This window comes from Caballeronia novacaledonica, from assembly GCF_900258035.1.
In the GTDB taxonomy this organism is placed as follows: Bacteria; Pseudomonadota; Gammaproteobacteria; order Burkholderiales; family Burkholderiaceae; genus Caballeronia; species Caballeronia novacaledonica.
On sequence record NZ_OGTP01000016.1, the window covers coordinates 72,557 to 87,293 of the forward strand.

Sequence of the window (14,737 nt, forward strand, 5' to 3'; positions counted from 1 at the left end):
CGCGGTGATACACTCGCAGGCACACTTCCCACGTCCATTTCCATGAAATTCTGCTCCGTCTGCGGCCACGAGGTCGGTCTCGCCATTCCGCCCGGCGACAACCGCGAGCGCTTTGTCTGCAACAATTGCGGCACGGTTCACTATCAAAATCCGCGCAACGTCGTGGGCACCGTGCCGGTGTGGGACGACAAGGTGCTGCTGTGCCGCCGCGCGATCGAGCCCCGCTACGGCTACTGGACGCTGCCCGCCGGCTTCATGGAAATGCAGGAGACGACGAGCGAAGGCGCCGCACGCGAGACGCTCGAGGAAGCGGGCGCGCGTGTCGAAATTCAGAGCCTCTTCACGCTGCTCAACGTGCCGCACGTGCATCAGGTGCATCTCTTCTATCTCGCGCGGCTCCTCGATATCGAAGTCGATCCCGGCGAGGAAAGCCTGGAAGTGAAGCTCTTCGAGGAAAGCGAGATTCCGTGGGACGAGATCGCGTTCCCGACCGTCGGCCAGACGCTGCGCTTTTTCTTCGCCGATCGCGCCGCCGGCAATTTCACGCTGCACACGGGCGACATTTTCCGCACGCTGCGCGACGGCTGATCGCATCGCTGCCTCACACCACCGAACGCCGCCCACCCGAGAACATGGTTCCCTGGCTCGCCGACGACGATCCTTTCCCGCCCGTCGAGCGCGCGCTCGGCGCGGCGAGCGGCGCGCCGGGCCTGCTCGCCGCGAGCGCGGATCTTTTGCCGTCACGGCTCATCGACGCTTACGGGCGCGGCATTTTCCCGTGGTACTCGGACGGCCAGCCCGTGCTGTGGTGGAGTCCCGATCCGCGCATGGTGCTTTTTCCCGCCGAGTTCAAGGTGTCGGATTCGCTGCGCAAGACGTTGAAGCGCGTCGTGCGCGATCCGGTCTGGGAAGTTCGCGTCGACGACGATTTTTCCGCCGTGATGCGCGCCTGCGCCGAGACGCCCCGCGACGGCCAGCGCGGCACCTGGATCACCTCGGACATCGTGGATGCGTACACCACGCTGCATCGCGCGGGCAGCGCGCACAGCGTCGAAACGTGGCACGACGGCGTGCGCGTGGGCGGGCTGTATGGCGTGTCGTTCGGGCGCATGTTCTTCGGCGAATCGATGTTCGCGCACAAGACCGATGCGTCGAAAATCGCGCTTGCGGCACTCGTCGGACACTTGCGCCGCAATCAAATTGAGATGATAGACTGCCAGCAGAACACGTCGCATCTGGCGTCGCTGGGCGGTCGCGAGATCGCGCGCCGCGCGTTCGTCGCGCATCTGCGGCGCGCCACGGCGGAACCGGCGATCGGCTGGCGCTTCGACAAATCCGTCCTGCTCGACGTGCTGGCACGCTGAACGCCTCGCGTGCGCGCCCCGAGCGACAAACGTAATGCAGCCGCCGTGCGCGCGCCCGGAAGAGGTTTCGCGCGCCGGTCGGCAACGACGAGACGACGTCTGCGAGAGCCGCCAACGTGACACATCCGAACGAGCTGCCGCTGTCACCGCTTTCCGCGCTGCAATTCTATGCAACAGCGCCCTACCCTTGCAGTTATCTGGAAGGGCGCGTCGCGCGCTCGCAGGTCGCCACGCCGAGCCATCTGATCAACTCCGACGTCTACACCGAACTCGTCAAGGCCGGTTTCCGGCGTTCGGGCGTGTTCACCTATCGTCCGTATTGCGACGGCTGCCGCGCGTGCGTGCCGGTGCGCGTGCCGGTCGCGCGTTTCGTGCCGAACCGGGCGCAGCGGCGCGTGTGGAAGCAGCACGGCAATCTGGTGGCGAGCGTCGCGCCGCTGCATTACGACGAAGAACATTACGCGCTCTACATGCGTTATCAGTCGGCGCGGCATGCGGGCGGCGGCATGGACCGCGACAGCCGCGACCAGTACGAGCAGTTCCTGCTGCAGAGCCGGATCAATTCGCGTCTCGTCGAGTTCCGCGAGCCCGCGCATCCGGGACATCCGGACGAGCCCGGCGAGCTGCGCATGATCAGCATGATCGACATCCTCGGCGACGGGTTGTCGTCGGTCTACACGTTCTTCGAGCCGGACATGCCGAAGACGAGCTACGGCACCTTCAACATCCTCTGGCAGATCGAGCAGGCGAAGAGCCTCGACCTGCCGCACGTCTACCTCGGCTACTGGATTCGCGAAAGCGAAAAAATGGCGTACAAGGCGAATTTCCGGCCGCTGGAAGGCCTGATCGACGGGCACTGGACGTTGCTCGATCCCGCGAACACGCAGTCCGCCGGCACGCTGCCGATGCCGGGGCGCATCCAGGGACCGGCTCAGCCCAAGTAATCGCCGAAGCAGCCCGACCGGCCCGCCGTCCAAAGCCGCTAAAATAGCGGTCTTAAAAAAATCCGCCGTCGCCGGCTTTCATTTCGTGTTCAGTTCCCTCTATCCGATCGCGCGTTCGCATCTTTTCAAGATGGACGCGGAAGACGCTCATCACCTGACGCTGCGCATGCTGGGCGCCGCCGGCCGCACCGGACTCGCGGGCATGCTCGCCAAACACGGCCCGGATTCGCCCCGCACCGTCATGGGCATCACGTTCCGCAATCCGGTCGGCCTCGCGGCGGGCCTCGACAAGGACGGCGCGTGCATCGACGGGCTCGCCGCGCTCGGCTTCGGCTTCATCGAAGTGGGCACCGTGACGCCACGCGCGCAGCCGGGCAATCCGCGTCCGCGCATCTTCCGGCTGCCCGACGCGAACGCGCTCATCAACCGGATGGGCTTCAACAACGGCGGCGTCGATCAGTTCGTCGCCAACGTGAAGGCGGCGCGCTATCGCGGCGTGCTGGGCCTGAACATCGGCAAGAACGCCGATACGCCGATCGAACGCGCCGCCGACGACTATCTCTACTGCCTCGAGCGCGTCTATCCGTTCGCGAGCTACGTGACGATCAACATTTCGTCGCCGAACACGAAGAATCTGCGGCAATTGCAGGGCGCGGGCGAGCTCGATTCGCTGCTGGGCGCGCTGAAGGAAAAGCAGGCGCGTCTTTCGGACCTGCACGGCAAGCTCGTGCCGCTCGCGCTCAAGATCGCGCCCGATCTCGACGACGAGCAGATCAAGGCGATCGCGGGTACGCTGCTCGCTCACAAGATCGACGGCGTGATCGCCACGAACACGACGCTCTCGCGCACCGCCGTCGCCGGCATGAAGCACGGCGACGAAGCCGGCGGCCTGTCGGGACATCCGGTGTTCGACGCATCGAACGAGGTGATCCGCAAGCTGCGCGCGGAAGTCGGGACCGACGTGCCGATCATCGGCGTGGGCGGGATCTTCTCGGGCGACGACGCGCGCGCGAAGCTCGCGGCGGGCGCATCGCTCGTGCAGCTCTATACGGGGCTGATTTATCGCGGGCCGGGGCTCGTCAGGGAATGTGTCGAAGCGCTCGCGTGACATCGGCGATTCTGCATATAGACATGAGCAAACGATCTTACGCGGCGATTGCAATTTCACTATGATCGCCGCACTTCAGAAAGACGCTGTGCCCATCAAGAGGAAAAACACACGATGAAACTGTCCACGCTCAAGAAGCTCGTCGCCGCCAGCCTGATCGGCGCGGCATTCACCGCCGTCACCACCGCCGCGCACGCCGAAGACCTGCTCGATCAGGTCAAGCAGCGCGGCACGCTGCGCGTCGGCCTGGAAGGCACCTTCCCGCCGTTCAACTCGAAGACGCCGAACGGCGAACTGGTCGGCTTCGACGTCGATATCGCCAAGGCCGTCGCCGCGAAGCTCGGCGTGAAGCCCGAGTTCGTCACGACCGAATGGAGCGGCATCATCGCGGGCTTGCAGGCAGGCAAGTTCGACGTGATCGTGAACCAGGTCGGCATCACCGACGCGCGCAAGCAAACGCTCGACTTTTCGCCCGCATACACGTACTCGAACGCGCAACTGATCCAGCGCAAGGACGACACGCGCGAATTCAAGTCGCTCGACGAACTGAAAGGCAAGAAGCTCGGCGTCGCGCTCGGCACGAACTATATGGACATGGCGAAGGCCGTGCCGGGTATCGACGTGAAGACGTATCCGGGCGCGCCGGAATATCTGCGCGATCTCGCGGCGGGCCGTCTCGACGCCGCGCTCAACGACCGTCTGATGCTCGCCTATCTGACGAAGAACTCGAATCTGCCGCTGCGTCCGGGCTCGAACGTCGGACCGGGCAATCCGTCGGGCATTCCGTTCAAGAAGGGCAATCCGAAGTTCGCGAAGGCAATCGGCGACGCGATGACCCAGCTCGAAGCGGACGGCACGTTCACGAAGATTTCGGACAAGTGGTTCGGCATCGACGTGACGAAGCCCGCGAAGTAAGCCGCGGGTTCCGGCGTCGCGAGGGCGGCATCGTCACGGTGCCGCCCTTCTCTTTTTTGTCACCGGTTTAATATGTGCCGATTCGTTTCGGCACCGTTTCGGTCAACGCGTCTCACACATGTCCACGACATCCCTGCTCGTTCAATCGGCGCCCGTGCTGGCGCAAGGCGCGCTGCTGACGATCAAGTTCGCGCTCTACTCGATGTTCTTCGGCCTCATCGCGGCCGTCGTGCTCGCGTTGATGGGCATCAGCCAGAGCCGCGCGCTCGTCGCGATCGGGCGCTTCTACGTGAGCGTGATGCGCGGCACGCCGCTGCTCGTGCAGATTTTCGTTATCTACTACGGCCTGCCGAGCCTCGGCATCTCGCTCGAACCGACGCCCGCGGGCGTGATCGCGCTGTCGGCGAACGTGGCGGCGTATCTTTCGGAAAGCATGCGCGGCGCGATTCTCGGCATTCACGCCGGACAGTGGCTCGCGGCCTACAGCCTCGGGCTGTCGCGCACGCAGACGCTGCGCTATGTGATCGGGCCGCAGGCGCTGCGCATCGCGGTGCCGAGCTTGTCGAACAGTCTCATCAGCCTCATCAAGGACACGTCGCTCGTGTCGGTCATCACCGTGACGGAACTGCTGCGAAGCGCGCAGGAAGTGATCGCGGCAACGTATCAGCCGTTGCCGCTCTATCTCGCGGCGGCGTTCGTCTACTGGATTCTGTGCAGCGTGCTCGAATTCGTGCAGCGGATTTTCGAGCGGCGTCTCGCGCTGCCGGGACGCCACTGAGCGTCAATCCGTTTCGAACGGAAAGCGCAGCTTCAGATCGCGCCGCGCGGCGTCGATGATCGCGATCATGCGCATCGACATCGCGTGCGGCATCAGCGGGCTTTCCGTCTTGCCCGCGCGCAGCAGCTCGCAAAAATGCGCGGTTTCGTAGTTGAGGCCGCCGCCCGTGAAAGGCTCGTCGAGTTCGACCTTGCGTCCGTCCGTGTAGGCGATCGTCGCGCGTGCCGGATTCCACCAGTTCTCGTGGATCGTCACCGTGCCGAGCGTGCCGCCGATGAGCGCATCGCCACGTCCTTGCAGATCGAGTCCGCAGAACAATTGCGCGATGCCGCGTTCATGGCGCACGTTCAGGCTCGCGAACACGTCGACGCCGGTCGCGCCAAGGCGGCCGATGGTCTGCACGTCGAGCGCTTCGCCGAGCCAGTCGACCGCGAGAAACGCCTCGTAGATGCCGATGTCGAGCAGCGCGCCGCCGCCCGCTTCGAGCGAGAACGACGGATGATCGAGCGGCACGTTCGCCATCGAGCAGCCTGCGCGCACGAGCCCGATCTCGCCGATGGGATCGCGCTCCAGATGCTCGCGCAGACGGCGATACAACGGATAAAACGGCGGCTTCATCGCTTCCATGAAGAGCAGCTTCGCCGCGCGCGCCGCGTCGATCATGCGCTGCAACGCGCGCGCGTTCACGGCGGCGGGCTTTTCGCACAGCACGGGTTTGCCCGCCGCGAAAGCGCGCAGCGCGTACTCCGGATGACTGTCCTGCAAGGTTGCGATGTAAAGCGCGTCGACGTGTTCGAGCATCGCGTCGAAATCGTCGAATGCGCGCGCGCCGAAGGTCTCGGCGAGTGCGCGCGCCGGTTCCGCGCGACGCGACCAGACGGCCGCGAGCCGCGCGCCTTCGACATGCGTGAGACTATCGGCGAACCGCCGCGCGATGCGTCCCGCGCCGACGATGCCCCAGCGTATCGTTGCTGTGTCGATGTTCGTATCGGTCAATCCTGCCTCCATGCGCAATGTTCGTGGTGCGATGCATTGTGCCTGATTGCATCGCATGACGACTTCGCACGGCACGCGCAGACGGCAAAAAGCCGGGACTTGTCCCGGCTCCGTATTTGCTTGAGCTTCCCGAGCATCGACTAACGCGTGACAGAAGGCGTCACACCCCCGCGGACGCGTTCACGTTCGGCGCGGCCGGCTGGCTGTTCACGCGCTCCAGCGAGAACGCGCGGCCCACTTCTTCCGCGGCCAGATCGACGAGCGCGCGCGTCGCGGATTCGGCGGCGGCGGGATCTTTCGCCTCGATCGCCTCGACGACGCTCTTCTGCGCCGCGAGCGTCGCCTCGCGCACGGATTCGATGCCGTCGACGATCGGATTGACCGTCACCAGCGCGCCGCGCACGATCGCCGTCATCTGACGAAAGAACTGGTTGCCGCTCGCCGCCACGATACGCGTGTGCAGCACTTCGTCGGCCGCCTGATATTCCGGCTCGCCGACCTGCAAACGCGAGAGCGTATCGAACGCGTCGCGGATTCCGGCGATTTCGTCCGGCGTCGCCCGCGCGGCGGCAAGCGCTGCCGCGCGCGGCTCGATGAGCATGCGGAATTCGATTACATCGCGCAAAAATGTCTGATCCGGCTTGGCGCGAAAACGCCAGCTCACCACGTCTTCGTCGATGAGACGCCAGTCGCTCATCGGACGAATACGCGTGCCGGTTTTCGGCCGCACGTCCAGCATGTGCCGCGCGAGCAGCATCGAGAGCGCCTCGCGCATGACGGTGCGGCTCACGTCGAACTCCTTCGAGAGGATGTCCTGCGGTGGCAGTATCGCGCCATATTTTTGCTCGACGATGCCGGAGACCAGTCCGTCCATGACTTTCGCCACCAGCGATCGCTCTTTGTTGTCATCCATCTCGCTTCTCCCCTTCTCGCCTGTTCCGTAGCCGTATGTATGAGCGCATCGCTTTCGCTTTCTCCAGGCTGCGAAAGGCACGACGGGTTCCCGACAGGTCCATTCGTCGTGCTAGATACGTTGCGTCTTCGTTGCGTCGATTGCCAGTTGGGAAACTCCTGACAGGGTAATCCCTCTGACCTCTATATCGATATTTCGTTTTGCTTTATTGCCGCTTCGGGTGCATCCGCTGCGCTCGCGCCGCGCGCGCGCAGGCATTCATCAGGGAAACTGAAGAATGGCGGCGTCGCAGCGCGGCGAGTGCTATTTTTTCGGCCCTTCGTGTCCTCGGACCGATCATGCACTCATTTGAGCAAGCATCTCGTAGGCGTTCTGTGCGAACGCGAACGGAAGGCCGCTGGCATGGGGCTTTTGTATGATCGGAGGGTTTGGGCGAAAGCGCCGTGGCGCGGCGCAAGCGCGGGGATTTGTCAGCCGTATGCTTAAATCGCGCCATCTGTCGCCCGGGGGCTTTGCGCATCGATCGCGACCTGCCGGCGCTTCATCGATTCACGCTCCGCGAGCGTCTGCTGATAGACCGCCATGTAATCGCTGCATACTCTTTCGACCGCCAGTTGCTGCAGATTTTGTTGCGCGCGCGCCGCGAGCTGGCCGCGCGCCTGCCGGTCGATCAGCAGCCAGCGCAGCTTCGCCGCGGCCTGTTCGATATCTCCCGCTGGCACGAGCACGCCCGCTGCGCCGTCGTCGAGCATTTCGGGAATGCCGCCGACGCGCGTCGCGACGATCGCGCAGCCCGCTTCGCGCGCCTCGGCGATCACGAGCGGCGCCGGGTCCTGGTGCGATAAGAGCGCGAAGACATCCGCGCTCGCGAAATAGGGCCGCGCATCGGCGACGAAGCCGGTGAAGTGAGCGGCGTCCGCGACGCCGAGCTCTTGCGCGAGCGCTTCGAGCGACGCGCGATCGGGGCCATCGCCGACGAGATACAGATGCGGCTCCGACATGAACTCGCGCTCGCTCGCGGACTGTTCGCGCACGCGCGCGAACGCCTGCAACAGATCCGCGATGCCTTTCCTGCGATACAGCCCCGCCACGCAGACGATGTTCGGATGCCTCAGGCGCACCGGCTTCGCGGCGGGCCGGCAGACGAGCCGCGGCGCGGCGACAGCGCCGTTGAGCACCACCGACATGCGCGCGGGATCGATGCCGCGCGCCTCCAGATCCGTCGCGATTGCCCGGCTCACGGCCACCATGCGATCGCCCGCGCGCACGAGCGATGCGCTTTTCTGCAATTCGTGATGCACCGTCGTCACGAGCGCGAAGCGGCGCCGCATGCTGCCGAAACGCGAAATGAGCGCGCCGGTCATCATGTGCGCGTGCACGATGTCGGGATCGAAACGATCGATGAGACGATTGAAGCCCGCGATCATCGACGGCACGCGCCACGGCTGCCGCGATTGCTGCAGCGGAATATGCGTGATGCCGTGACGGCGCAGGAGCGATTCGAACCCGCCGCCCGACGACGCGACCACGACATCCTGACCCATGCCGGCCTGCATGCAGGCGAGATCGACCATCATGTTGACGGTGCCGTTGCCGATCGTCTGCGCGTGGTTGGCGAGGTGGACTATTCGCATGAGATAGGCTGTTTTGTGCGCTCGCCGGCGCTTTTGGCGCTTGTCGGCGGCGTCGATCTTATTGTTTCGAGGACGTGCTTCGTTGTTGTTGCGGTGTTCTTTCCTCGATGCCCGGACGGTCCACGCCTGTGATGACTGATGCGTTGGCTTCTGTCGCTGCGCGCGCGGGTTGCGGCGCACGCAGCGCGTCTCTGGTGGCGCTTATAGCAACTCGTACGTCGTGGCCTGCTCGCTCGATACAGACTGCGTCTTGCGCGTGCCGGACGTTTCGCGCGGCTGCCGGCTCTTTCTCGTCAGACCGATGTACGGCATGCCGTGCTCGAGAAACGGACCTTCGGTCTTGCGAAAGCCGAACGTTTCGTAGAAGCCGCGCAGGCTCACCGGCGCGGTCAGGCGCACGCCGCGGCCGGGCCAGCGCTCTGCGGTCACCGCGAGCACGCGCTCGATCAGCGCGTGCGCGGTGCCGTCGCCGCGACGCAGCGGGCTCGTCAAGATCTTGTCCACCACGACTTCCGGATCTTCCGCGTCGCCTTCGTGAATACGCGCATAGGCGAGCACGGGCATCGAACGGCTCATGTCTTCGGCGGCGAAGACGTGCATGCCGGTTTCATCGCGGCCATCCGGATCGAGATGGACATGCGACTGTTCGACGACGAACACCGCACTGCGCGCGCGCAAAATCAAATAAAGCTCACGCGCAGTGAGTTGTTCGAAATCCAGCGTTTTCCAGTTCATCGATTATCTCCATGCTTTACCGGTAATTACCGGCGTTGCGATGATTAGACGTTACGTGCCGGCCCGCCCGGATTCAGTGCGCCATCGCACCGACCCAGGCCGCGCGCGCCTTTCAAATAAGCCCGACCACACGCAAAAAGGCGTCCCGGGGAAAAAGACGCCTGCCCGACGTTAAACGCGACCACGCAACAGCCCTTCGAGCGGGCCGTCGCGAGCGCTTGCACGCGTCGATAGCACTCGCGTAATACGGCACCTTCATGGGAAAATCAGAATGCATACCGCCATCGAACGCGACAGAGAAGCACAACGAAAAGGACACTCGCTCGCACGCGCATGCGGTATCTGCGGTATCGAACGCCGGCCTCGCCGGCCCGAGGTCACGGCATGAGCGCGTTCCATACGAGCGGTGTGACGAATTCAGGCGCGAGCCGTTCCCGCGTCGTGTCGCTCGATCCTTTGCGCATGCGTGCGCGGCGCCATCATGCGCATGCGCTGCATCGCGGCGAGCGCATCTGGCGCGAAGCTGTCGCGCCCGTCGATCTCTGGATCGAAATTCTGCACGGCAATGGCCTCGAACCGCGCGCCGCGCTGGCGTTCACCGTCGCTCAGGACTTCGAAGCCGATCAGTTCACGCTCGGCAAGCTGCCGCTGGACGACATCGAAAAGCTGTACGGCCTGCAAGTGCAGGAGCTTTCCGTGTTCGATTCGCTCGAAGAGCGCGCGCTCGTGCAGACGCGCCGTTCGAACATCGTGCTCGTCGAAGTGGATGCGTTCTTTCTGCCCGACATGCGCACGGCTTCGTATCACCGCGAGCATGCGAAGACGACCATCGGCATCGATGTGATCGATCCCGATGCGCGGCGTCTCGGCTACTTTCATCACACGGGTTATCACCTTCTCGACGGCGACGATTACGACGGCGTGTTGCGTCCGCATGCGTTGCAGCCGGCGCTCTTTCCGCACGTCGAATTCGTCAAGCGCGTGCGCGAGCCGGTTTCGGGCACGCCGCTCGCCGAGGAGTCGGCGGATGCGCTGTGCGTGCATTTGCTGCGGCGTCCGATGCATAACCCCATCGCTCGCTGGCGCGCGGCGTTTCCCGAGCACGTCGATACGATGATCGCGCGCGGCGAATCGTATACGCGTCTTTATGCGTTCAACGTGATGAGGCAGCTCGGCGCGAACTTCGAGCTGCTCGCGCACTACCTGCAATGGATGCGCGAGCAAGGCTTCGATATTCCCGTGCAGACGCATGCGGGCGCGCGCAAGATCGCAAGCGAAACGATGGTCATGCAGTGCCGGCTCGCGCGTGCGCTTTCGCGCGGACGTCACGACCTTTGCGAAGCATCGTTCGACGCCATCGAAGACGCGTATGAACGCGTTATTCCGCCGCTTGCGAATATCGTGTGTTGAGCGGCCGCGCACGCGCCGGAATTTCCCGTCGATTCGTATAAGAAAACGCGTTCCGGAAAAACATACTTGCGGCCTTGTTTCAACGGTTTTTTCATTCGCTTACTTCCGAGTCGTATATCCGCTTCATGACCTCGTCATGTCTTCGCTGCAATTCCGGCGATCGGGATTTCGCGCGCGTAAATCGGTTCCGCATGAAATTGTCCCCGATGAAACATTTCGGGGCACCTCGCTTCGAACCAGACTGATGTTTCCAAGACAATGAATCCGACAATATGCGCGCAAACGTTTGAGGGCGAAATGCTGCTCCGCGTCGCGCGAAACGGGCTTGCGCATGCCCCATGTGCGCTAGTCCACGCTTGCAAGCGCGCTTCCCGCAGGTGAATGCGTGAGGCATCGCACGCGGACTTTTCACTTCGTGCAATGAAAGCAACGTTTCCGCTCGGGCAACGTTCATCGGCCGACTTTTTCGCTTCCCCGCGAAGCCATGTCCGGCAAGGCTTCGCCGGGAATCAAGAGCCAATGAAAATAACCCGCGTTCGATACCTCACGAACGCGATGGAACACGGATGAATCATTTTTCATTGTCCCTACGAAAGAAGGCGTTCCGTCGAAGGGATGTCGACCCGTGAGGCTTGTCGTACGGTGATTGGTAGGGAATGAGCCGTCATTTGCGGAGATTGCACTGATGAAACTCTTCGGTGCTTGCACGCATTCCTAAGACCACCCATGTTCAATACTGAAACAAAAACGCTGCGCTGCGCTGCATCACGAAAACCGTATCGGTTATGAGGCCCCGCCAGCATTGCGATTGCCCGCATTGGCACAGTCCTCGCTAACAGAGATGCGCCACCCGAAATAACGCGAAGAAAAAAATCAATTCACGCGTGATCGGGCAGCTACGGGGCTGGGAGTGATGCTTCATCGGTATGAGTCGCAAGCGACGTCATTCGAAAACGGTCACACCAGTAAATAAAAATTGAAGCGCAACGCGCAAGTTACGAGAGAGAACAAATCATGCTGACCCTCCAGTCCGACCTGCACGGCAATCATCTGCTTGGCGCACTTCCGGCGCACGAATGGCAGGCGCTCACACCGCATCTCGAACTCGTACAACTGCGCACCGAACAATTGCTGTGCGATTCGGGCCAACGGATTCACCACGTCTATTTCCCGACGACGGCGATCATCTCGCTGCTGCACACGATGGAAGACGGCGGCTCGGTCGAAATCGCGGCCGTGGGCCGTGAAGGCATGACGGGCGTGCCCGTGCTGACCGGCGGCGAAACGATGCCGACGCGCGTGCAGGTTCAGTGCCCGGGCTTCGCGTATCGCATGAGCGCGCAGGCCCTGCGCGAGCAGTTCGGCCGCTCGGACTTCCTGCGCCGCCTGATGCTGCTCTATATGCAGGCGCTGCTCACGCAGGTCGCGCAGACGGCCGCGTGCAATCGGCATCACTCGCTGAACAAGCAACTTTGCCGCTGGCTGCTGATCGAAATCGATCGTACCGCATCGAACGAGCTGCAAGTCACGCAGCAACTGATCGCCGACATGCTCGGCGTGCGCCGCGAAGGCGTGACGGAAGCGGCGGGCAAGCTTCACGACGCGGGTCTCATCCATCACAGCCGCGGCTGCATCAAGGTCGTGGATCGCGAGGGCCTCGAAGCCCGCGCCTGCGAGTGCTACGGGCTCGTCAAGCGCGAGTTCGACCGTCTGCTGCCGCGTCTTCGTGCAACCGAGGCGGTATCGGCCTCCAGTGTTTAACGGCTTGGATTAATGCAAGAAAAAAACCACGACTTGTTCTCATGGCTGGCACGTTTTCTGGATGTCTGTCTCATCATCGCGGGCGGATTGATCGCGCATGAAGTACGCTTTTCCTCGCTCGATGTGAGCGATATCGAAAGGCTTCTGATCGCGTTCAACTCCGCACTCGCCCTTTTGCTCTTCCCTGCGTTCGGCGTGTACGAAACCTGGCGTGGCAAGCCGTTCGCCATGATGCTGGCGCGCGTCACGCTGGCGTGGATGGCGGTGGTCGCGGCAGGCCTTTTGCTCGCGTTTTCGCTGCATCGCATGGATGCCGTGTCGCGGCTGTGGTTCGGATATTCCACCCTCATCTCCGGCGCGCTCATCATCGCGGCGAAACTGATCGCGTGCCTGGGCTTGCGTTTGATGCGCGGACGCGGCCTGAACCAGCGCACCGTGGCGATCGTCGGCGCGCAGGGTTTTTCGCGGACCTTGCTTGCGCATCTGAGCAGCACGCCCGAGCAAGGCTTCACGCCCGTGTGCGTGCTCGACACGACCGGCGAAACGGAGCTTCGGGCAACCGGCGCGCACGGCATGAACGCCCCGACGACGGCCATCGGCACCGGAGGCAATCGTTTGCCCGTGCTGAACGACTTCGACGAGCTCGTGGAGAAAGTGCGCGCCGAGGAAATCGATGAAGTGTGGCTCGCGCTGCCGCTGTCGCAGGAACACACGATCTACCGGTTCGTGCACGCGCTGCGGCATGACTTCGTGAATCTGCGGCTGATTCCGGACACGCGCAGCATCTCGCTCTTCAATCATTCGATGACCGATGTCGCCGGCCTTGCGACCATCGACCTGACGACTTCCCCGCTCGGCACCTTGCAGATGTGGCCGAAGCTGGTCTTCGATCGCCTCTTCGCGGCGGCCGCGCTGCTTGCGCTGTCACCGCTGCTGATCGCGATCGCGATCGCCGTGAAGGCGACATCGAAGGGCCCGGTGTTCTTCACGCAGCAGCGCAAGGGCGCGGACGGCCGGCCATTCCGCATCTACAAATTCCGCTCGATGGGCGTGCATCGCGAGAACACCGGGCACGTGACGCAAGCGACGCGCAACGATCCGCGCGTGACGAAGATCGGCGCGTTTCTGCGGCGCACGAGCCTCGACGAGTTGCCGCAGTTCCTGAACGTGCTGTTCGGGCATATGTCGGTCGTGGGGCCGCGCCCCCATGCGCTGGAGCACGACGATCTCTACAAGGATCTCGTCTACGGCTACATGTTTCGTTATCGCATCAAGCCTGGCATCACGGGCTGGGCGCAGGTGAACGGCTATCGCGGCGCGACCGAAAAAGTGGAGAAGATGCAAAGCCGCGTGAAGTTCGACCTGTTCTACATCCACAACTGGTCGTTCTGGTTCGACATCAAGATCGTCGCGATGACGATGTTCAAGGGATTCATCGGACGCAACGCGTTTTGAGGCAACGCGCGGCGTCCGCGCCGCGCTTACTTGTAGTCGATCAGCTCGACGCCCGTTTCCGTGCCGAGCAGACAGATGTTCGCGCCGCGCGCGGCGAACAGCCCGACCGTCACGACGCCCGGCCACGCGTTGATCTGCGCTTCGAGCGCGCGCGGTTCGGTGATCGAAAGCCCTTTCACGTCGATGATCTCGTTGCCGTTGTCGGTGATGAAAGGCGAGCCGTCCTTCGTCACACGCACGACCGGCACGCCGCCGAGCGCCGCGAGCTTGCGGCCGATCGCCGTGCGCGCCATCGGCACGACTTCGACGGGCAGCGGGAACGCGCCCATCACCGGCACACGCTTGCTCGCGTCGGCGATGCACACGAACACGTCCGCCACCGACGCGACGATTTTCTCGCGCGTGAGCGCGCCGCCGCCGCCCTTGATCATGGCGCCGCTCGCATCGATTTCATCGGCGCCGTCGACGTAGATCGAAAGCGTTTCGATGTCGTTCAGATCGAACACCTCGAAGCCGTGCGATTCGAGCCGCGCGGTGGTCGCGAGCGAGCTCGACACCGCGCCGCGATAGCGCGCCTTCGACTTCGCGATGGCGTCGATGAAACAATTGGCCGTCGATCCGGTGCCGACACCGATGATCGCGCCTTCGGGCACGTTCGCGTTCACGTAGTCGGCGGCGGCTTGGCCGACGAGTTGCTTGAGTTCGTCTTGAGTCATGGGAGCGG

General features: G+C 63.4%; 14 protein-coding genes. 9 read left to right on the plus strand and 5 right to left on the minus strand.

The window, feature by feature from the left end; all coding sequences use genetic code 11:
• Nucleotides 1-42 precede the first annotated feature (42 nt).
• The 6 genes from NOV72_RS21250 to NOV72_RS21275 all read left to right on the plus strand — a co-directional run bounded on the left by NOV72_RS21250 (nt 43) and on the right by NOV72_RS21275 (nt 5,109).
• Nucleotides 43-588 carry an NUDIX hydrolase gene (locus NOV72_RS21250; RefSeq protein WP_035501055.1) on the plus strand — a complete coding sequence of 182 codons (546 nt, stop codon included), beginning with the start codon at nt 43-45 and terminating at the stop codon, nt 586-588.
• 44 nt (nt 589-632) lie between these two features.
• Nucleotides 633-1,364 carry a leucyl/phenylalanyl-tRNA--protein transferase gene (gene aat, locus NOV72_RS21255; protein ID WP_106856551.1) on the plus strand — a complete coding sequence of 244 codons (732 nt, stop codon included), beginning with the start codon at nt 633-635 and terminating at the stop codon, nt 1,362-1,364.
• A 116-nt stretch (nt 1,365-1,480) separates the two neighbouring features.
• Entirely contained in the window at nt 1,481-2,308 is an 828-nt protein-coding gene (locus tag NOV72_RS21260) for an arginyltransferase (protein WP_106856552.1), read from the plus strand.
• Between the two features lie 85 nt (nt 2,309-2,393).
• Nucleotides 2,394-3,416 carry a quinone-dependent dihydroorotate dehydrogenase gene (locus NOV72_RS21265; RefSeq protein WP_106856553.1) on the plus strand — a complete coding sequence of 341 codons (1,023 nt, stop codon included), beginning with the start codon at nt 2,394-2,396 and terminating at the stop codon, nt 3,414-3,416.
• Between the two features lie 114 nt (nt 3,417-3,530).
• Entirely contained in the window at nt 3,531-4,331 is an 801-nt protein-coding gene (locus NOV72_RS21270; protein ID WP_106856554.1) for a cystine ABC transporter substrate-binding protein, read from the plus strand.
• Nucleotides 4,332-4,449: 118 nt separating this feature from the next.
• Entirely contained in the window at nt 4,450-5,109 is a 660-nt protein-coding gene (locus tag NOV72_RS21275) for an amino acid ABC transporter permease (RefSeq protein ID WP_106856555.1), read from the plus strand.
• 3 nt (nt 5,110-5,112) lie between these two features.
• Here the strand turns inward: NOV72_RS21275 and NOV72_RS21280 are convergent, their stop codons facing one another.
• The 4 genes from NOV72_RS21280 to NOV72_RS21295 form a co-directional block, all read right to left on the minus strand.
• Nucleotides 5,113-6,117 (minus strand): Gfo/Idh/MocA family protein, encoded by a 1,005-nt coding sequence (locus NOV72_RS21280; RefSeq protein ID WP_106856556.1) that lies wholly within the window; start codon nt 6,115-6,117, stop codon nt 5,113-5,115.
• A 148-nt stretch (nt 6,118-6,265) separates the two neighbouring features.
• Entirely contained in the window at nt 6,266-7,018 is a 753-nt protein-coding gene (locus NOV72_RS21285; protein WP_106856557.1) for a FadR/GntR family transcriptional regulator, read from the minus strand.
• Nucleotides 7,019-7,500: 482 nt separating this feature from the next.
• Complete coding sequence (locus NOV72_RS21290) at nt 7,501-8,652, minus strand: glycosyltransferase family 4 protein (RefSeq protein ID WP_106856558.1); 1,152 nt, start codon at nt 8,650-8,652, stop codon at nt 7,501-7,503.
• 201 nt (nt 8,653-8,853) lie between these two features.
• Complete coding sequence (locus NOV72_RS21295; RefSeq protein ID WP_106856559.1) at nt 8,854-9,387, minus strand: GNAT family N-acetyltransferase; 534 nt, start codon at nt 9,385-9,387, stop codon at nt 8,854-8,856.
• A 384-nt stretch (nt 9,388-9,771) separates the two neighbouring features.
• Between NOV72_RS21295 and NOV72_RS21300 the strand changes: the two genes are divergently transcribed.
• From NOV72_RS21300 to NOV72_RS21310, 3 genes are all read left to right on the plus strand, one after another.
• The gene (locus NOV72_RS21300; RefSeq protein WP_106856560.1) at nt 9,772-10,797 is read left to right on the plus strand and encodes a DUF1839 family protein; all 1,026 of its coding nucleotides are present in this window, start codon (nt 9,772-9,774) and stop codon (nt 10,795-10,797) included.
• Nucleotides 10,798-11,811: 1,014 nt separating this feature from the next.
• A complete protein-coding gene (locus NOV72_RS21305; protein ID WP_016345545.1) occupies nt 11,812-12,558 on the plus strand; it encodes a Crp/Fnr family transcriptional regulator in 747 nt (248 codons plus the stop codon).
• 33 nt (nt 12,559-12,591) lie between these two features.
• A complete protein-coding gene (locus tag NOV72_RS21310; RefSeq protein WP_106856621.1) occupies nt 12,592-14,013 on the plus strand; it encodes an undecaprenyl-phosphate glucose phosphotransferase in 1,422 nt (473 codons plus the stop codon).
• A gap of 26 nt (nt 14,014-14,039) precedes the next feature.
• Here NOV72_RS21310 and rpiA read toward each other — a convergent pair whose 3' ends face one another.
• A complete protein-coding gene (gene rpiA / locus NOV72_RS21315; RefSeq protein WP_106856561.1) occupies nt 14,040-14,729 on the minus strand; it encodes a ribose-5-phosphate isomerase RpiA in 690 nt (229 codons plus the stop codon).
• Between the last annotated feature and the right edge of the window lie 8 nt (nt 14,730-14,737).